At 30.9% G+C, this 19316-nt stretch carries 14 protein-coding genes; 10 read left to right on the top strand and 4 right to left on the bottom strand.

The genetic code is table 11. From position 1 onward, the window contains the following. Positions 1-40: 40 nt before the first annotated feature. From H527_RS0115455 to H527_RS0115415, 9 genes are all read left to right on the top strand, one after another. Entirely contained in the window at positions 41-2431 is a 2391-nt protein-coding gene (locus tag H527_RS0115455) for an ABC transporter permease (protein WP_027413533.1), read from the top strand. A gap of 57 nt (positions 2432-2488) precedes the next feature. Then, entirely contained in the window at positions 2489-4912 is a 2424-nt protein-coding gene (locus tag H527_RS0115450) for an ABC transporter permease (protein WP_027413532.1), read from the top strand. Between the two features lie 29 nt (positions 4913-4941). After that, positions 4942-7359 (top strand): ABC transporter permease, encoded by a 2418-nt coding sequence (locus H527_RS0115445; RefSeq protein WP_027413531.1) that lies wholly within the window; start codon positions 4942-4944, stop codon positions 7357-7359. A gap of 83 nt (positions 7360-7442) precedes the next feature. Next, on the top strand, positions 7443-8105 hold the full coding sequence (locus H527_RS0115440; RefSeq protein ID WP_027413530.1) for an ABC transporter ATP-binding protein: 663 nt from the start codon (positions 7443-7445) through the stop codon (positions 8103-8105). 408 nt (positions 8106-8513) lie between these two features. After that, positions 8514-9065: a CopD family protein gene (locus H527_RS0115435; RefSeq protein WP_027413529.1), complete on the top strand. Its 552-nt coding sequence runs from the start codon at positions 8514-8516 to the stop codon at positions 9063-9065. Positions 9066-9696: 631 nt separating this feature from the next. Next, positions 9697-10554, top strand: a complete 858-nt coding sequence (locus tag H527_RS0115430) for a YicC/YloC family endoribonuclease (RefSeq protein ID WP_027413528.1) — start codon at positions 9697-9699, stop codon at positions 10552-10554. Next, complete coding sequence (gmk, locus tag H527_RS0115425) at positions 10554-11126, top strand: guanylate kinase (RefSeq protein ID WP_027413527.1); 573 nt, start codon at positions 10554-10556, stop codon at positions 11124-11126. The genes H527_RS0115430 and gmk overlap by 1 nt, the downstream gene beginning before the upstream one ends. A gap of 53 nt (positions 11127-11179) precedes the next feature. Beyond that, positions 11180-11761 carry a nicotinate (nicotinamide) nucleotide adenylyltransferase gene (nadD, locus tag H527_RS0115420; RefSeq protein ID WP_027413526.1) on the top strand — a complete coding sequence of 194 codons (582 nt, stop codon included), beginning with the start codon at positions 11180-11182 and terminating at the stop codon, positions 11759-11761. Between the two features lie 55 nt (positions 11762-11816). Next, positions 11817-12410 carry a GNAT family N-acetyltransferase gene (locus tag H527_RS0115415; RefSeq protein ID WP_027413525.1) on the top strand — a complete coding sequence of 198 codons (594 nt, stop codon included), beginning with the start codon at positions 11817-11819 and terminating at the stop codon, positions 12408-12410. On the opposite strand, the gene H527_RS0115410 is transcribed toward H527_RS0115415, so the two are convergent. The 4 genes from H527_RS0115410 to H527_RS0115395 form a co-directional block, all read right to left on the bottom strand. Then, positions 12405-13607 (bottom strand): MFS transporter, encoded by a 1203-nt coding sequence (locus H527_RS0115410; RefSeq protein ID WP_027413524.1) that lies wholly within the window; start codon positions 13605-13607, stop codon positions 12405-12407. The genes H527_RS0115415 and H527_RS0115410 overlap by 6 nt on opposite strands. Further along, a complete protein-coding gene (locus H527_RS0115405) occupies positions 13573-14832 on the bottom strand; it encodes an ATP-grasp domain-containing protein (protein WP_027413523.1) in 1260 nt (419 codons plus the stop codon). Before H527_RS0115405 ends, H527_RS0115410 begins: the two co-directional genes overlap by 35 nt. 1 nt (position 14833) lies before the next feature. Next, complete coding sequence (locus H527_RS0115400; protein ID WP_027413522.1) at positions 14834-16249, bottom strand: FAD/NAD(P)-binding protein; 1416 nt, start codon at positions 16247-16249, stop codon at positions 14834-14836. A 297-nt stretch (positions 16250-16546) separates the two neighbouring features. Beyond that, positions 16547-18058 (bottom strand): carboxypeptidase-like regulatory domain-containing protein, encoded by a 1512-nt coding sequence (locus tag H527_RS0115395; RefSeq protein WP_027413521.1) that lies wholly within the window; start codon positions 18056-18058, stop codon positions 16547-16549. A 936-nt stretch (positions 18059-18994) separates the two neighbouring features. On the opposite strand from H527_RS0115395, the gene tssD reads away from it, so the two are divergent. Continuing rightward, positions 18995-19316 (top strand): type VI secretion system tube protein TssD (gene tssD / locus H527_RS0115380; RefSeq protein WP_027413518.1); only part of this gene is annotated, 322 nt, incomplete at its 3' end.

The raw sequence follows: 19316 nt of genomic DNA, 5'->3' as shown, positions 1-19316 counted from the left end.
AGCCTTTCAAGATCTGTGAGATCTATTAAAAAATAAAATTATGTTTAAGAATTATGTAAAAATAGCATTTAGAAACCTTTGGAGGCATCGCGGTTTTTCACTTATAAATATATGTGGATTGGCTATTGGATTAACTTGCGGGTTTCTAATCTTATTATATGTTGGATTTGAGTTAAGTTATGATCGTTTTCATTCTAAATCAAACTCTATATATAGGGTAGTAGCAGATATTAAAACGCCCACAGATCTTATGGAAATGAGCAGGCCATCTTGTGCAGTACCACCACATCTGTTAAAAGAATTCCCTGAGATTATTAGTGCAGTTAGGGTGATGAATATAACCCTGGATGTACGTAATGATAGAGTGAAATTAAAAGAAAAAAATGCTATAGCAGCAGACTCTTCTTTTTTTAATATGTTTGATTTTAAATTGGTGCAAGGAGATAGAAGCAGCATTCTTAAAGAGCCTTTTAGTATTGTGGTATCTCAAACCACAGCAAAAAAATATTTCGGAAACGAAAACCCTATTGGGAAAACCCTCAAAATCAAAAATGAAGATATAGATGATCGTAGTTTTACTGTTACAGGATTAATGCAGGATATGCCAAAAAACTCTCATATTCATGCAGATATGATAATTTCTATGACTACGTATACGCAAGGTGTTCTTACAGATTTGGATGACTATTGGGGGACATACGACCCTTCGGCATATATTTTGGTACACTCCAATACAGACCCCAAGTATTTAGAGTCTAAATTTCCAGAATTTTTAGAAAAAAATATTGGAGAATCCATGCGAGAAGATAAAGCTTATGTCTCTCTTTTCTTAGAACCATTAAAAGAGGTCTATTTGCACTCTCCTAGAGGAGGCACGATAAGTGGGGACATGAACTCGATTTATGTATTTTCTATAATTGCAATTTTTATACTATTAATTGCATGCATAAACTTTATTAATCTAACTACAGCACGTTCTGTAGAACGTGCTAAAGAAGTAGGAGTACGCAAAGTAATAGGAGCACAAAAACAACAATTGGCATTACAATTTATAGGAGAATCTATTATTATAGCGCTCTTAGCATCTATAGTATCTATAGTCTTTATAGTATTGCTTTTACCAACATTTAATGCTATATCAGGAAAAATTATAAGCAGTAGTATTTTTGTAAACCCAGCACATTTGGGGATTCTTTTTTTTACAGCCTTTGCGATAGGAACGTTAGCAGGAACGTATCCTGCATTTGTTTTATCCTCTTTTAAACCTGTTCATGTTTTAAAAGGTAGTTTTTCTACAGGAAAAAGAGGAGTGGTTTTAAGAAAAGGACTGGTTATAACACAATTTACAATTGCAATTGCATTAATAATTGGCACGATAATTATCTATAACCAGATGCATTTTATGCGCAATCAGGAGCTGGGATTTAATAAAGACCAGATCCTTGTTTTAGAAACTAATATTTCGCCGGCACAAAAAGAATTAAAATATAATCTGGATAACCTTAAAGGAGTACTCTCTACCAGTCTTGTTTCAAGTGTTCCTGGGGCATACAACAATACAGCATATTCGCTAATGAAAAACAAAGATGGAGAAGAACAGGTAGCAAATCTGGATGCCTTTTTTATAGATTATAATTTTATATCCCAATTTGGTTTAGACATCGTAGCAGGTAGAAGTTTTTCCAGGGATTTTGCAACAGATTCTACAGAAGCTATGGTGGTTAACGAAAAAACCGTTGAGTTATTAGGGTACAGTAGCCCGCAAGAAATTTTAGGAGCTCATTTTTCGCAATGGGGTAAAAACGGAGAAGTTATAGGAGTAGTAAAAGACTTTCATTTTAGATCATTACAACAAAATATTCGTCCGTTAACGATGACAATAGCACCAGATAGAACAGACCTTTTGGCGGTTACTATAAGTGCAAAAAATATAGAAGAAACCCTATCTGCAATACAACAAAAATGGGAAGTAGTTTTACCCGATGATCCATTTAATTTTTATTTCTTGGATGAAGCTTTTGATCTACAATATCGCACACAAGAGCGTTTTGGAAACTTGTTTTTGTGCTTTGCAGTATTGGCAATTTTGATATCCTGTTTGGGATTGTTAGGACTTGTAGCATACAGTACTTTACAGCGTAAAAGAGAGATAGGAATACGAAAAGTATTAGGAGCCTCTGTTACCAAAGTAGTTACTCTTTTATCCAAAGAGTTTATAACTCTGGTAGGTATTGCATTTATAATAGCAGCACCTTTAGCATGGTTTATAATGAAGTATTGGTTAGAAGACTTTGCATATAGAATAGAAATACAATGGTGGATGTTTGCTATAGCAGGAATATCTGCAGTACTCATCGCATTAGTAACGGTTAGTTTTCACGCCATAAAAGCCTCTGTTGTTAATCCGGTAAAAAGTTTACGAACAGAATAAATAAGTTCTAATCTCACAAGTTTTATAAAACTTGTTAGGGGTAAATAATAATATATCATGTATACCTTATATTTTAAAATAGCAATTAGATATCTTTTAAAGAATAAGCTCTATTCTGTAATCAATATTTTGGGATTATCTATCGGAGTAGCTTCTTTCATTTTGATCATGGTTTATGTTAATTATGAGCGTAGTTATGACAGTTTTGATGGGTCTGAAGATGTATATCGTGTATATATGGATTATAAACAAGGAGATACTTTTGTTCCTGGAGATGCGCAAACCTACAACCTTACTGGACCCACGATAAAAAATAAATTTCCAGAAGTATTGGAGCAAGTACGCCTTTATAAATTTGATGAAGTAGTATTTACCTACAACAATAAGATCTTTAAAGAAAAAGATGGGGCATTGGCAGATCCATCCTATTTTGATATTTTTAAATATCCATTACTAAAAGGAGATCTGAATAGTGTTTTACAGGAGCCTAATACCATTGTTTTAACACAAAATTTGGCAACAAAGTTGTTTAGAGATGAAAATCCCATAGGTAAAGACATAGTCGCTTTTTCAGCAGGAAACGAAGTACTACTAAGGGTTACTGGTATCATGAATAATGTACCCAAGACTACTCATATGAAAACAAATTTTTTGATTTCATATGCCACGATCCATACTTGGGATACATTCGGAAACTATTATAGAGAACCAAATTGGAATCAAAATCACTTTTTTACCTACTTTAAGGTAGATAAAAATACAAATATCGATGCGCTCAAATCAAAAATAATCGCTTGGGATTTTCAAGGCAATTTTCGGGAACGGCATAATATAGAATCCCTAGAAGATATTCATTTGTACTCTAATAAACCCTACGAGGCAGAAGTAAACGGAAGTGCGGTGCGAGTGAAATTTTTGACTGCCATTGCCATTGTTATTCTTGTCCTTGCCTGGTTAAACTATATTAATCTATCTACAACAAAATCTTTGGAGCGTACCAAAGAAGTAGGTATTCGCAAGGTAGCAGGGGCGCAACGAGCACAATTAGGGATACAATCGGTTATAGAATCAATGATTCTAAATTTTGGGGCAATACTACTGGCTATATGCATAAGTATATTTGTACTTTCTATATATAACAAAGCTACTGGTAGTGAATTAGCTTTAACTGTAGAAACAATAAAACAACTATCTCCTGTTATCGCCATTGTAATTCTTGCAATACTACTGGTTAGTTTATATCCCGCATGGGTATTAAGTAGCTATAGTCCTTCAAAAGCTTTAAAAGGAAAAATAAGAGCTTCTGCCAATGGTTTGCATATAAGAAAAGGATTAATTATTACACAGTTTCTAGCTACAATAGTATTGGTTATGAGTACTATAGTGATTACCAAGCAAATTAATCATTTGCAAAATCAGCCTTTGGGGACTTCATTGAATAACATTATAGCTTTTTCAGGAGAATTGCTCACTAAAAAAGACGCAGTTTTAGAGAAAAAATATGAGGTAATGAAAAATGAAATTATGAAGCTGCCTTATGTTACCCATGTGGTGACTTCTAATACATTTCCTGGGGATGGTTTTGGAAACTTATCCTCTTCTGTAGGAATAACTTATCCAGACGGAACACAAGATGATCATAACGTAAATTATAGTTATGAAGTAAATAATCCAGAGTATTTTGAAATGATGGATATGAAATTTGTTGCCGGAAGTACATTTTTGCCTAACCACAAAGAGAAAAACCAACAAGTGGTAATCAACGAAAAAATGGCACAAATGATAGGGATTAGTAATCCAAAAGAAGGCGTAGGTAAAAAAATAAAATTTTGGAACGAAGAATGGAATATTACAGGAATCGTAAAAAACTACCACCATTTTGGATTAAAAGCCTCTGTGATACCAATTATTATACGCTATAGTAAAGTAGATAATTATATGTTAGTCAAATTTGATACTACCATAACCTCTGCATCAGGGTATACGCAAGCCATTACTCAAATAGAAAATGTATGGAAACAAACATTTCCTGAAAGTACGTTTGATTATACATTTGTTGATAAGCAATTTGATGCACAATATGACGATGACAGGCAATTTAATAAAGTATTCAGAGCTTTTACCATACTTGCCATATGTATTGCAGCCTTAGGGTTATTTGGGTTAACATCGTATACCTGTGTACAACGCAAAAAAGAAATAGGGATAAGAAAAGTAAACGGAGCAAGTATTTTTAAGATTCTGAAATTACTAAACATTGATTTTATCAAATGGATAGGAATTGCTTTTGTCATAGCGATTCCAATAGCTTGGTACGCTATGAATTCCTGGCTCGAAAATTTTGCAGTAAAGACCACGATAAGCTGGTGGATATTTGTGCTGGCAGGAATAGTAACGCTGGTAATTACATTACTTACAGTAAGTTGGAAGAGTTTTGTAGCTGCAAGCGGAAACCCCGTTAATGTACTAAGAGATGAGTAGTAGGGTATCAATGAATAAAAAACAAAATTATGTTTAAAAACCATATTAAAATAGCTTGGAGAACCCTTTTAAAGCATAAAAGTTTGTTTGCCATAAATAGTATTGGTTTAGCAATAGGGATTGCTACCGCATTAATCATCGCATTATTTGTAATAGATGAATTTAGTTATGATCGTTTTCATAAAAAAGCAGAGCAGATAGTAAGAGTGGTATTTAATGCCAAAATAAATGGAGAAGAAATAAAAGAAGCAGTGGTTATGGCCCCTGTTGGGCAAACTTTAAAAAACGAATTTCCAGAGGTAGTACAAACTACACGCATCAGAAATATCGGAAATTCAAAAATAACGTATCAAAACAGTTCGTATAGGAATAGTACTCTTGCGTATGTAGACCCTAATTTTTTAGAGGTATTTACCTTACCAATTATAAAAGGTAATACGATTGCACCGTTACAAAAACCAAATACCCTTGTTGTTACAAAAAAACAGGCTAAAAGATATTTTGGAAGCACAGATGCAGCAATAGGTAAAATGGTTTCGCTAAATAATGAAGAAGCGGTATATGAGGTTACTGCGGTAATAGAAGAAATGCCTAAAAACTCTCATTTTCATTTTGATATATTGGCTTCTATGAATTCTCGGGAGGATGCACAATCTACCTCGTGGACAAATTCAAATTTTCATACCTATCTCGTATTACAAAAAGACTATGATTATAAATTATTAGAAGCAAAATTGCCACAAATCCTTAAAAAATATATGGGGCCTCAGGTACAAGAAGAACTTGGAGTATCGTATAATGAGTTTACAAAAGACAATCAATTAGGGCTTTTTTTACAACCATTAACAAGTATTCATTTAGAGTCAGATTTTGTAGCATCTTCAGAATTAGAACAAGGAGGAGACATAAAGTATATTTATATATTTAGTGCTGTTGCTTTGTTTATGTTGCTTATTGCTTGTATTAATTTTATGAATTTGTCCACTGCAGCCGCAGCAAAAAGAGGTAAAGAAATTGGAGTTAAAAAAGTATTAGGTTCTGGAAAAAACAATTTGATATATCAGTTTTTAACAGAGTCATTATTAACGACCATACTAGCAATGATACTAGCAGCTGTATTAGTGGTGTGTTCCCTATCGTTTTTTAATAACGTATCTGGCAAAGAACTACAGTGGTTTTATTTACTTAACCCTTATACATTTATTATTCTTACAGGATTAACCGTTTTTATAGCATTATTGGCAGGTGGTTATCCAGCATTTTATCTATCTTCTTTTACACCGCTAACCGCATTAAAAAGTAAATTTTCTGGTACAGGAAATTCTAAAGGTATTAGAAGTGTATTAGTAGTTTTTCAATTTGTTATTTCTGTCACTCTCATATTTGCTACGCTCATTATAGAACAGCAAATGTCTTTTATTCAAAATAAAAAACTAGGATTTGATAAAGATCAAATAGTGGTACTTAATGAGTCGTATCTTTTAGGAAACAATAATATCTCTTTAAAAAATGAAATTTTAAAAGATGCCAGAGTAGCAAATGTTTCTCATTCGGCTTTTGCTCCTATTGGGCCATCCGACAATAATATGTCTGGGATTTTTGTAGATAATAAATTTAAAAGACGAATGTTTGTTTATAATATCGACGATAACTATATCCCAACCATGGGGATGGAGCTAATAGCAGGAAGAAATTTTTCTAAAGATTATGGGGCAGACTCTGGTAATGTTATTCTTAATGAAAAAGCGGTAAAAGTACTTGGCTTTGAAAAAGATGATGTCCTTGGCAAAACATTTATAAGAGATACTAATGATGGCAAACAACAACTAACCATTACAGGAGTAGTAAAAGATTTTCATTTTAAGTCCCTGCACCAAACTATAGAGCCTTTGCTAATGCTAAATAATCCTTATGGAGGATTAATTATAAGAGCAAAAACAGCACAAATGGCAGGACTTATAAAAAGTATTGAAAACACGTGGAACAGCTTTGAAAGTAGCGAACCATTTCATTATATCTTATTAGATCAAGCATATAACCAAACCTACCTTACCGAGCAAAAAATGGGTAATATCCTTACTATATTTACTATCCTTACCATTTTTGTTGCATGTTTGGGGTTGTTTGGGTTAGTGACTTTTACTGCAGAACAAAGATTTAAAGAAATCGGTATTCGAAAAGTACTTGGATCTACCATACCACAAATTATAGCAATGCTTTCCGCAGACTTTATAAAACTGGTATTTATTTCATTTTTAATAGCATTTCCGCTTGGTTTTTATTTTATGAATATATGGCTTCAGGGGTTTGCGTATCATGCGCAAATACAGTGGTGGGTATTTGTTTTGGCAGGAGGCATCACTGTGTTTATAGCATTTATAACTATAGGATGGAAAAGCTTTAGAGCTGCATCTATGAATCCTATAAAAAGTTTAAGAACCGAATAAATTAAATCAGTATAGACCTCACAGGTTTTTGAAAAATCTGCGAGGTCTTTGTCAGTCAACTAAAAAATAAAAATATATACATAATGTTAGTACAACTAAAAAACATATCCAAATGGGTAAACTCTGGCGGACAGAAAACGTTTTTATTAAAAGATGTGGATCTATGGGTGCATGAAGGAGATTTTATATCCATCATGGGACCATCGGGATCGGGTAAATCTACTTTGCTAAATATAATTGGGATGCTCGATAATTTTAATGAAGGAGAATATACTTTTTTAGAAGAATCTGTACATTCTCTTAAAGAAAAACACAGGGCTAATCTCTACAAACAATACATTGGATTTGTTTTTCAGGCATATCATTTAATTGATGAGCTAACTGTAAAAGAAAATCTGGAGATGCCACTTTTATATAAAAAACACAGTAGTAGCGAGCGAAAATCTTTGGTTGCAGATATGTTGGATCGTTTTAATATAGTAGGCAAAAAAGATTTGTTTCCCTCGCAATTAAGTGGGGGACAACAACAATTAGTTGGTATTGCCAGGGCACTTATTGCCAGCCCAAAACTGATTCTGGCAGACGAACCTACCGGAAACCTAAATTCTAAACAAGGGGATGAAATCATGGAAATATTTACGGAGCTAAATAAAGATGGAGTTACCATTATACAAGTAACCCATTCTGAGAAAAATGCTGGATATGGTTCTCGAATTATTAATTTATTAGATGGTAAGATAGAGTAAGACATTTATTATTATCATTCCAAACCTGCTCTGAAATGTATACATTTAAAACGCTTATGAATCCTTGTTTATACCATTTACAATTTGAATTTACCGTAATAAAATGTTCTTTTTTCGCCTCAGTATCAGAATAAATGGTATTAGTTAGTACAATAAAAGTAGCAGGTCAAGCATATCAATCTATAAAAAATAAGAGATTTTAATCCATATTGTAAAGTTCATTTCCCCGAAAACAAAATATATTTTCGAAAGTATGCCTCGTGAGCTTGCTCCGAGGTTATTGATTTTCTTCAGAAATTAATTTTTTTAATATAGAGTTCAATATCTTGCAACTTAATTATCTTTTTGTAGAAGAATAAAAAATCGTTTATTATTGCGAGTGAAATTTTAGGTAACTAAAACAAAAAAATGCTTGAATATTATAACTACATAAAATCCTTACACCTAATCTTTGTTATTACTTGGTTTGCAGGATTATTTTATATACCCAGATTATTTATTTATCAGATTGAAGCATTTCAAAAACCTTTACCAGACAAAAAAATCTTAGGGGATCAACTTAAATTAATGGCAAAACGTCTTTGGTTTATTATCACTTGGCCTTCTGCTATTTTGGCAACTTTATTTGCTGTTTGGTTACTTGTTTTAATGCCTGGCTGGCTAGAACAACCTTGGATGCATGTAAAACTAGGATTTGTAATATTGCTTATAGCATATCACTTAAAATGCCACTATATATATAAACAGCTACAAAAGGATATTATTAAATGGTCTTCTGGTAAAATGCGAATGTGGAACGAAGGCTCTACTATTATTCTTTTTTCTGTTATATTTTTGGTAATTGTACGAGATGCTGTAAATTGGATTTATGGTGTAATTGGCATTCTGGTTTTAGCTATATCTCTTATGATGGGGATTAAACTTTATAAAAAAATACGAGATAAAAATCCTAACGCATAATAGTTTTAATAATTCTATAAAAATCATATACAACCAGATTTGGTATTCTGGTTATAATTAAGGAGGTAAAAAAATGCTAAACTTAAAAGTAGAGTATCTAAAAAAACAGCCTAAGAATCTCATTTTGAAGTAATAAATTCATAAAAAAAGCTATCAAATTGAGACATTCAATAAAAATTTTATCTACTGAATATACCGACGTAAATTTTCTTCTATCAAATTTAAGTTAGCAGCTTATTACTAGTAGTAGTAGAGTGTGGGGGAGAATGTTATTGGAAATATCAAGATATTATATTTAATTTAATTTTTTGATGGCGTATAATTACATTGAATTATTTTTTTTCAAGATTAAGACCCAATATTTTACTAAAAAATATTGGTTAGAAGTATACGCAACTAATCTGGTAGGTATCACATTATATAAAAATAGGGCTTTAAACTATCTGGATTGCTATAAAGTTTCTTTTTAGATCCACATTGTGGAGTTTAATTCTTCAAGGTTATTGATTTGTATTATTGGATCGATACATTATTTTACTCTTTTTCTGTATAAAAAAATGGATGTCATTAAAGCCTAGAGAGCTAACCTCAGTAGTTTTCCTTATCTTCGTGCAACTTTTAGCATAATTATATGATCAAATCTATGACCGGCTTTGGGAAGTCTATCCTTCAGTTACCTACAAAAAAAATAACTATTGAAGTTAAATCACTTAATAGCAAAAACTTAGATCTTAATGCAAGAACACCTTCTCAATATCGTGAAAAGGAGTTACAAATGCGAAACACTATAGCTAAAGCTTTAGAAAGAGGGAAAGTTGATTTTGGACTATATGTAGAGGCCACAGGAGAGGAAACATCTACCAAGGTTAATGAAGTAATTGTAAAAGAATATATCAAACAATTATCTGCAATACATAATGGAGATAGTTTGGAGCTAATGAAAATGGCGGTACGTATGCCTGATGCTTTAAAAACGGAGCGTGAAGAAATTGATGAAAAAGAATTTAAAGCAATCGAAACAGCTCTTGCAGATGCATTAGTAAAAATTGAACAATATAGAGTTGACGAAGGAAAAGCATTAGAAAAGGATTTTGCTATTCGCATTAAAAACATAAGTGAATTACTAAAGCAAGTAATACAAATGGATCCTGATCGTATGGAAACTGTTAAAGAAAGACTACACAAAGCAGTTTCTGATTTAAAAGAAGAGGTGGATCAAAATCGGTTTGAACAAGAATTAATCTACTACCTCGAAAAATTTGATATTACGGAAGAAAAAGTTAGGCTATCTAATCATTTAGAATATTTTGATACTACATTAAATTCTGCTGATTCTAATGGAAAAAAGCTAGGTTTCATTACACAAGAGATAGGTCGGGAGATTAATACTATTGGTAGTAAATCTAATCATGCGCCTATGCAACAATTAGTAGTACAAATGAAAGATGAGCTTGAAAAAATTAAAGAACAATTGCTAAACGTATTGTAATGAACCAAGGTAAACTTATTGTGCTTTCAGCTCCTTCTGGAAGCGGAAAAACTACTTTAGTTAAATATTTACTTCATAAAGAAGAACTTAATCTTGGGTTTTCTATTTCTGCAGCATCCAGAGAACCAAGAGGTGGAGAAATTCATGGAACAGATTATTATTTTTTATCCTTAAGAGAGTTTAAAAATAAGATTAAGAGTGATGAATTTTTGGAGTGGGAAGAAGTGTACAGAGATAATTTTTATGGCACTTTAAAAACCGAAGTACAACGACTCTGGGATAAAGGAAAACATGTTATTTTTGATATAGATGTAGTGGGGGGGTTGGATATTAAAAGAATATATCCAGATCGAACTCTGGCAATTTTTGTAAAACCACCAAGTATTGAAGAATTAAAAATTAGATTAAAAAAAAGGAAAACAGAGTCTGAAGATAAAATCAATATGCGGGTAGCAAAAGCTTCTACAGAGATGGCTACAGCACCTCAATTTGATGCTATTATAACTAATGACGATTTAGAAAAAGCTAAAAATGAAGTGTATCAATTGGTAAGTAAATTTCTTTTAAAATAATTATCTAGTAATCAAAAACCAGCTTTTAAGCTAGGTAAAAACCTTCTTTTTTTATGAAAAAAATCGGTTTGTATTTCGGAACGTTCAACCCTATTCATATTGGTCATTTAACAATAGCTAATCATATGGCTGAATTTTCTGATTTGGATGAAATATGGATGGTTGTTACCCCACATAATCCTCATAAAAAGAAAAAAACACTACTGGATAATTATCACCGTCTTGAAATGGTATATAGAGCAATAGAATCCTACCCCAAATTAAAACCAAGTGATGTAGAGTTTAAGTTGCCTCAGCCTAATTATACAGTGCATACACTTGTACATCTTCAAGAAAAATACCCAGATAAAGAGTTTCACCTTATCATGGGAGAAGACAACCTAAAGAGTTTTCATAAGTGGAAAAACTATGAAGTAATTCTTGAAAAACACAATGTTTATGTATATCCTCGAATCGCAGAAGGAGTAGTGAAAACACAATTTTCTAACCATTCTAAAATACAACGGATTAACGCTCCTATTATGGAGATTTCCTCAACTTTTATTCGTAAATCTATTGCCGAGGGTAAAAATATAAGACCACTACTTCCTGCTACAGTCTGGAAGTATATAGATGAAATGAATTTTTATAAATAAAACTATCAATTTTTTGTTCTATTTTTAAGTGTTTGAAGCATTAAATTAAGATGAAATGATCCATTTAAAATTTGATCAATACTACGCTATTGAAAATGAAGTTATTTTACTACGACCAATAACTCAAGAAGATTTTGATAATCTATTATATTTTGCAATTCAAGAACCTGAGATTTGGCAACATTCACTGTTTCCTCCTAATAGTAAAGAAAACCTTATTCGATACATAAACTCTGCTATAAAAGCTAGAGAAAAAGAAGACTCTTATCCTTTTATTATATATGATAAAAGAACAAATAGATATGCTGGCTGCACTCGGTTTTATGATATAAAAGTTTTTCATAAAACAGCAGGAATAGGATATACTTGGTATGGAAAAAATTTTCAAGGAACAGGATTAAATAAACATTGCAAATTTTTATTACTTGAGTTCGCGTTTGAACAGATGCAGGTAGAGCGAATAGAGTTTAAAGTAGATCGTAATAACATAAGAAGCATAAATGCCTTAAAAAGTATTGGAGCAACCCCAGAAGGTATTTTAAGAAGCAATTATACAATTGAAAATGGAAGAAGAGATAGTATGATCCTTAGTATACTCAAAAATGAATGGTTTGATACTGTAAAATCTATTTTATTAAAAAAACTATAATCTTTTTAATAAATAAACTAAGATTGCTCCAACGATCATAAATAATACTCCCATCATTAACTGCCAATCAAATTGTACTTGTGTTAATAATAAATTGATAATAGAGGCACCTATTAATTGTATGCTGCTTGCTAAAGCAATATCAGCTCCTGAGTTTCCTAATTTCAACTTGATAATTTTAGCAATGATGTTTGGAAATAAGAGCCCATATGAAATAGATATTAAAACAATAGACAGAATCGATATTAATAATGAAACCCAAGTTAAAGTATTTAGAATAGCATAGCCTACTATCATAAAAAAGCCAGATAAAAAGGTAAGGGTTAATCCAATTTTAAAAATTAAATCAGAAAAAGACTTATTAATCATCCAAGCAGAAAGATTGGAACCTAAAAACGTACCAATAGCTGGTAAAATCATAACATATCCATATGAAGAAGGAGAAAGCCTAAATTTGGATATGAATAAAAATGAAGAACCAGATAAGTAAATTAATATCGTAGAATAAACCAATAGAATGGCGAGTATACTTAATAAATACTTTTTACTTTGTATTACCAGACCATAGTCTTTAAACCCTTTTACAATACTTAAATTAGAATTCTCTGTTAATTTGATTTTAATAAGGTATACAATAAAGAAGATCAGTCCTGCAAGCAATAACATAAAAACGAATAAAAATCGCCATTCATAGTTTTTAATTAAAAAAGAACCTAATAATGGTGCTAATGCAGGAGTAATGGTAGCAAACATCTCTAGATAAGAAAAGGCAATATTAATTTGATTTCCTTTATACTTATCTTTGATAGTAAGCTTTACGATAATAGACAAAATTCCTGCACCAAATCCTTGAATAACTCTAGAAAAGGTAAATAATTCAATGTTTGTAGAAAAGATTAGAATCACAATGCCTAAACAGTATATTGCAAACCCTATACAGATACTTTTGTTAAAACCTAATCTAAGTGAGACCACTGAAAATAGAAGTTGAGAAACCCCATACGGTAAAAGATATGCATAGAGCGTAGCAGCAACCGTGTTTTGATCTGTTTTATAAAAAAGTGCTATTTCTGGTAAAGCAACCAAATAAAGACTTATACCCAATTGTGCCACAATTAATATTAAAATTGAAGCTAGCAAAGGAGTATAAGCCTTTAATTTTTTAGTTTGTACTGTATTGGATTGGGATAAATTCATTTTTTAAATATTCAAAATCAATTTGTAAATTATCATAATCCTCATTCCATACTTGAATTACACCTGCATAGTTAATATTTGTATCTGTTTTTTGAGTAACTTCTCCAACCTTAACCTTCCAGTTTAAATTATATTTACTGTCTAATTCTGGATGATTTAAGGCTTCAATTTTCCCACTCAATTTAGGAAACATCATAAAAAATGAATAATTATTAGATTCTAAAATAATGTTTTTTTGCTCTATAGGAAGACCTGTCTGGATAAAGAAATCCATTTCTAATAAATTAATATCAAAAGTATCTATATAAACAGGAACGGCTAATATTCCTGGGGGTCTTGCACCTATTTCCAAGAAAACAATTTCATTGGATATGCTTAAAAACAGTTCCATATGAAAACAACCATCTATGTTTCCAAAAGAATTGAGTACCTCTCTTGCAAAACCAAGCAGACGTTGTGTTAATGGATCTTTGTTTAATAAAGGAGTAGAACCTAGATTTTTACCCTTTTGAAAATCTGTAGTATTGAAACTATATTTGGAAACCAGTTCTACCAGAATCTCTCTGTTTTGGATTACAAAATCACAATAATACATATCTCCTTCTATCAGTTCTTCTACTTCATAAAGGTGTATTTCGTCTCGACAGTCGTTTAAAAAATCTATAAGATCTTTTTCTTTTCTTATTTTATAAACACCTCTGCTTCCTACAGAAAACCTAGGTTTAATAACCATTGGGCTATTGAAAAATGATTGTAACTCTTTAAACAAGTTTTGATTTTTTTCTAGTTTTGGTATTTCTTCTAAAAATTTTGGTACTCTTATCTCATTATTCAAAAGTTTCTTTTTCATTTTGATCTTATCTCTGAAAAACACAAGTGAATCTGGTTTTAAACCATATTTTATTGAAAATCTATCTCGTATATTTGAAGCTAGTTCTAGATTAGCTTCTTGGCTACAAATGACTCTGATATTTTGTACTGAAAATTCTTTCAAAAGTTTTTCGAAAATTCGAATTACCTCATCTTTATTGTACTCCATAACCATTGTAGTTTTATTAAAATTTTCTTCTACAATGTATTTTTTCTTTAATTTATCTTGTATAAATTGTGGGATGGATTCTTCCTGTTTTGTACTACAAATTAAATGAACATCCGTTTTTTCAAAAATTTTTGATCCCAAAAACTTAATCCCTCTTGAGGATAATAAAATAGCTTGTAATTTCATATTAAATAAAATTTTCTGATACAGTTTTTAATTTGCTATTCTTTTCGACTATTATACTATTGATAATTCTGTCTGCAAATGTTTTTAAAAACTCAATAGAGTTTACAAATTGGCAAACACCTTTTGTTGGATAACCGATAGCATAGAGGTTTTTGATAGCATTGTGATTATGATCTATAAGTTGGTTAGTTGCTATATCTACTTCTATGCCTCCATATTCGCTCATTAAAACATTTCTGTTTTTTAATAATCCGTTTATGATTTTAAACACTCCATTTGCAGAAATACCAGCAGCGTTGATTATAAAATCAACTTCAAATTTTTCTCCTTCCAGATGATGTATAGAAAACCCATCTTCTAAAATTTCTATTTTATTAATATCTTTAATAACATTAAGTTGCTCATTAGAAATTAATTTTAGGATTTTTTCACCACTAAATAAAGGGATGCCTCCTCTCAATCTTTGAGTTGTTTCAAGAAATTTGAGTTTAAAAATCTTTTTATCTTTTTCACTTAGTTTACTCCACAATTGGATAATATGAGGTGTAAATTGGTTCATAAGCTTATTCCATCTAGGTAAGCTTTTTCTGGACTCTTCTATTTCTTTAATGAATTTTTTCCAATCCTGATATTCATCTGCGATACCAAATTCTATATTAGAAGTTGAAAACTTAATAAGATCATGAAGAGATGTTTTATTGGTATTGATAAGTTTTTCTAATTCTTCATTAAAATCATCTGTAAGAATATTATCTGGACGAACTTTTGGTAAAACACCTTTTTTGGAAAACATAATTATTTTACCTGTATACCCTTTATTTTGTAGCATCAAAGAAACATCTACTGCACTTTGGCCAGTGCCAATAACTCCAACGGTTTTGGCATTATTAGATAATATTTTATCAAAATCTAAAAAATTTAAAAATGAAAAGTATCTATCAGATTTTTGAAGAAAACTAAAAGGTTCATTAATAATACCACCACTTGCAATTATGCCTATATTATAGTAACTATTTGAAAAAACAGCTTTTATACACACTTTATCTTCTTGAATTTTTATATCTCTTACCTCTTCATGTTTAGCATTAACTATAATATTATGATGGTGTAATTCTTTGCATATTTCTAAAAATTTATATTCTAGATATTTACCATAAGTTTTCCTTAATAATTCATTTTTATTTTGGTCTAGACACCAGCTTACATAATCATATTTATCCTCTCCTATACTCATTTTGTTGGGAGAAGTATTTAAAATACGATATCCATTATTTTCGTTATAGGCTAAACCTGGGCCAATAGCTGGTCTTGTTTCATAAATAACAATCTCTGTATTTTTAAATTCGTGATGTTTTTTAAGAATTCTATTTAAAATAAGTACAGAAGATGCTCCTCCTCCTATTATACAAATATTCATAATTATTATTATTTAAGTTGGCTTAAATTGATGTTATAAAAATGATAATCAAATATATAGTAAAGGAAGTGAATTAATATTTCTTTGAAATTAAGAGTAAATATTATCTATGTTATAGAATTGTTGTAAACTAGGAGATATTATTATACTTAAGTTAAGAAGGGGGCTTAAGTATTGATGTATTATTCGTGTTACTATATATAGTAAAAAAGTTGTAAGCACCTCAACTTTATAATTATTCTAAAATACAATAGACAGAATCGATATTGATAATGAAACCCAAGTTTTACTATACATCTACTCAGTTTCAGGAACAGCAGTAAATTCCTTAATAGCAGTATTGGGCTCTATGATGTTATATCCTTTCCAGAAATCTGGATTGTAAGCAGATAAATATTCAGGTTGTATACTTTTGTTTTCAGTACTGTTTTTATAATCGGTTTCGGTTATGGGTTTAGAATCAAAAACTACGATTTCTACTTTATTCTTGTTAGACATAAAAGCTTCTAAATCAAGAGATAATTCATTTTGTTTACGCTTTCCTTTAACGTGTTTGTTTTTTTCGATCACTTTTAAAGGGCGATCAAAACCAAAAATGTTGCCTCTATGCATTTCTAAGTATTTAAGATCGTAAATATTATTTTGACCTTTAGTAAAGATTATGGTATTGCGATACAGATTATCTTGATACATTATCCCTAGAAGTTTAAAGTTTTTAAGAGGTTTTACATTTTCATAATCAGCTCTAAGGATTGCAAAATCCTGCGTATTTACATATAAGGTACCCTTAAAATCTCCTCTCCATTTAGGAGAGAATTCAATAATATATACACTATTATCATGGATATAAGTATAATCTACAAGTTCAAAATTATATCGTCCGGACTTATGTATAAAATTAGATAGTACATCTTTGTTAAAAAACAAACTGGATAAAATGTTTTTTAGTCCAGATTTTTGATTGTTTAAAAAATTGCTTTTATCTTCTTTTTTCTTTTGCTCATCTATTTCATTTTTTACTGCCGAAGCTTCTTTATCGTTTTCGAGAATAGAGTCGACTTGTACTTTGGTACCAAATATTCCTGATTTTATTTTTAAATAGGAGTCGGGTTTTACATTATCCTTAAAAATTGTCTCCATCTTTTTGGATATAGCATCCATAGATCCCATATTGTTTTTATCATATAGTTCGGCAGCTTTAATGATATGAAGTTTTGCTTTTTCAGAACTGTTATAAAAATCACATAAAACTTCTGTATAATATTCAGATTTTTTAGGAATAATAGAGGTTACGCTATCAATAAATTTTTTATTAAGCTCTTTGATAGTAGATTTTTTAAAATCAACCTTCAGTTTTTTTACGGTATTAAACTCAGATTCTCTAAAAAATAATCGTTTATGAGATAATTTAAAATCATAATTTTTGGATAAATTATTTTCTACATTTTCCATTATTTCATCGACCGTAAGATTTTTATTAGAAATAAAAACACCTTTTAACTCTATAGCCTTAGGCTCTATATAAATAATACTATCAGTAACATTTTGAATCGAAATTCCCACTTTTTCATAACCCATTGAAGATATATAGATAGAATCTGTTTTAGAAAAGTTGTCTCCTAGATTTAAGCTAAATCTACCTTCTTCATTAGTGATTACTCCTTCGTTTTTAGATACTTGTATCGTAGCATAAGGTATGGGTTGGTTGGTTTTTTTATCCACTATCTTAGACGTAATAGTTTGTCCTACTGCGATAGTACTTATAAGACTAATCCAAAAAGTAGTAAATAATACTTTGTTATATAACATAATTCTAAAATTTAGGAGATCCTATGATACTATAGACAAGACATTCTTTTATAAGTTGCTTCGTCTCGATAAAAAGAAGACGATACTGGTATAGAATTGTTACAAACTATATAGGGGTATTAATTCTTTAGGTTGGATATCCAAAAAGAGATTAAGGACATCCATTTTTGTACGATCTCCTACAAAAAAGACAAGCTGTACCTCAAAATTTGCCCTACAGATAGCAAAGTTACCCCGATGACCAAGTAATGAAGTGGGTATTTCTATACAACCAAGTGGATCCACTGACAAAGTTGCATAAAATTCCCGGTTCTGAAGTACCCCACCCCTACTAAGCAAGTGGGTACACTGACAAAGTTACCGCGAGCTTTAACAGTTGTAGTACCCAGGGGTACTTCTTAAGTGGGGTGGGGTACTTAACAAGTGGGTAGGGGTACTTGTATAAGTGGGTATCTTTTACATAAAAAAATAAAAGGCAGAAGGTATGCAGAAGAATCTATTAAAAACAGCACTTTTTTCTAAAAACTCAAAAGCCAGAAGTAAACTTTTTGTTACAAAACCCCACAATTACAGATTTTGGATTAAAGCTAGCATATCAAAACAGATGTATTTACCTCAAAAGACCTTCCGTTTGATTAAAAAGACGAAATTTTTAACCTTAAAAGCAGAATTTTTAACGCAGCAGGTCGAATTTTTAACCTTCATGGTTAAAATTTCAAGGCCTTTGGTTAAAAATTTAAAGATCGAAGTAGATCTTTTTTTATATAAAAGACCTTCTGTTATAAGATATTAGACAAAATATTATGGTAAAACCACAAACTTTTAACGTACGTATAAAAAGCCGCAATATTTTACGTTACTTTGCGTACCCAAAACCTGTTTTGTTAGCTGAATTTAAACCAAAATAATTCGATAATCATAAGATACATATCTACAATGGGCATACTAGCAAAACTTACTATTTTTGGTCAGGTACGAGAGTTACAAAACTGTACCATGCTCTACCAAACGCTTATAGACAAAAAAGGAAAACCTGCCCCTATGGTATTGGGTGGATTAATAGAATGTACTTTTATAACAGGTTATAACGAGGAGGTGTTTTTGTACTTTATGCAAATGCCATCGGTACATAATAAAAAAAATGAAGATTTTTATTATTTAAGCGAAGGAGAGGTGGTATTTTACTTTAACTCTTTTGATAATCCCCCTTTAAAAAGATATAAATTTAATGATGCTGCCATAGTAGAGTATAGAGAGG

The organism is Aquimarina muelleri DSM 19832, from assembly GCF_000430665.1.
Classification (GTDB): Bacteria; Bacteroidota; Bacteroidia; order Flavobacteriales; family Flavobacteriaceae; genus Aquimarina; species Aquimarina muelleri.
Note: the sequence above shows the minus strand (reverse complement) of the source record. Positions and strands in the feature narration are given on the sequence as shown.

Bases quoted from the DNA above. Each gene is read 5' to 3' on its own strand.
- H527_RS0115400 (WP_027413522.1), bottom strand. From the start codon at position 16,249: ATGAATATTTGTATAATAGGAGGAGGAGCATCTTCTGTACTTATTTTA.
- H527_RS0115405 (WP_027413523.1), bottom strand. From the start codon at position 14,832: ATGAAATTACAAGCTATTTTATTATCCTCAAGAGGGATTAAGTTTTTG.
- H527_RS0115415 (WP_027413525.1), top strand. From the start codon at position 11,817: ATGATCCATTTAAAATTTGATCAATACTACGCTATTGAAAATGAAGTT.
- H527_RS0115435 (WP_027413529.1), top strand. From the start codon at position 8,514: ATGCTTGAATATTATAACTACATAAAATCCTTACACCTAATCTTTGTT.
- H527_RS0115430 (WP_027413528.1), top strand. From the start codon at position 9,697: ATGATCAAATCTATGACCGGCTTTGGGAAGTCTATCCTTCAGTTACCT.
- H527_RS0115410 (WP_027413524.1), bottom strand. From the start codon at position 13,607: ATGAATTTATCCCAATCCAATACAGTACAAACTAAAAAATTAAAGGCT.
- H527_RS0115440 (WP_027413530.1), top strand. From the start codon at position 7,443: ATGTTAGTACAACTAAAAAACATATCCAAATGGGTAAACTCTGGCGGA.
- gmk (WP_027413527.1), top strand. From the start codon at position 10,554: ATGAACCAAGGTAAACTTATTGTGCTTTCAGCTCCTTCTGGAAGCGGA.
- H527_RS0115450 (WP_027413532.1), top strand. From the start codon at position 2,489: ATGTATACCTTATATTTTAAAATAGCAATTAGATATCTTTTAAAGAAT.
- H527_RS0115455 (WP_027413533.1), top strand. From the start codon at position 41: ATGTTTAAGAATTATGTAAAAATAGCATTTAGAAACCTTTGGAGGCAT.
- H527_RS0115445 (WP_027413531.1), top strand. From the start codon at position 4,942: ATGTTTAAAAACCATATTAAAATAGCTTGGAGAACCCTTTTAAAGCAT.
- nadD (WP_027413526.1), top strand. From the start codon at position 11,180: ATGAAAAAAATCGGTTTGTATTTCGGAACGTTCAACCCTATTCATATT.
- H527_RS0115395 (WP_027413521.1), bottom strand. From the start codon at position 18,058: ATGTTATATAACAAAGTATTATTTACTACTTTTTGGATTAGTCTTATA.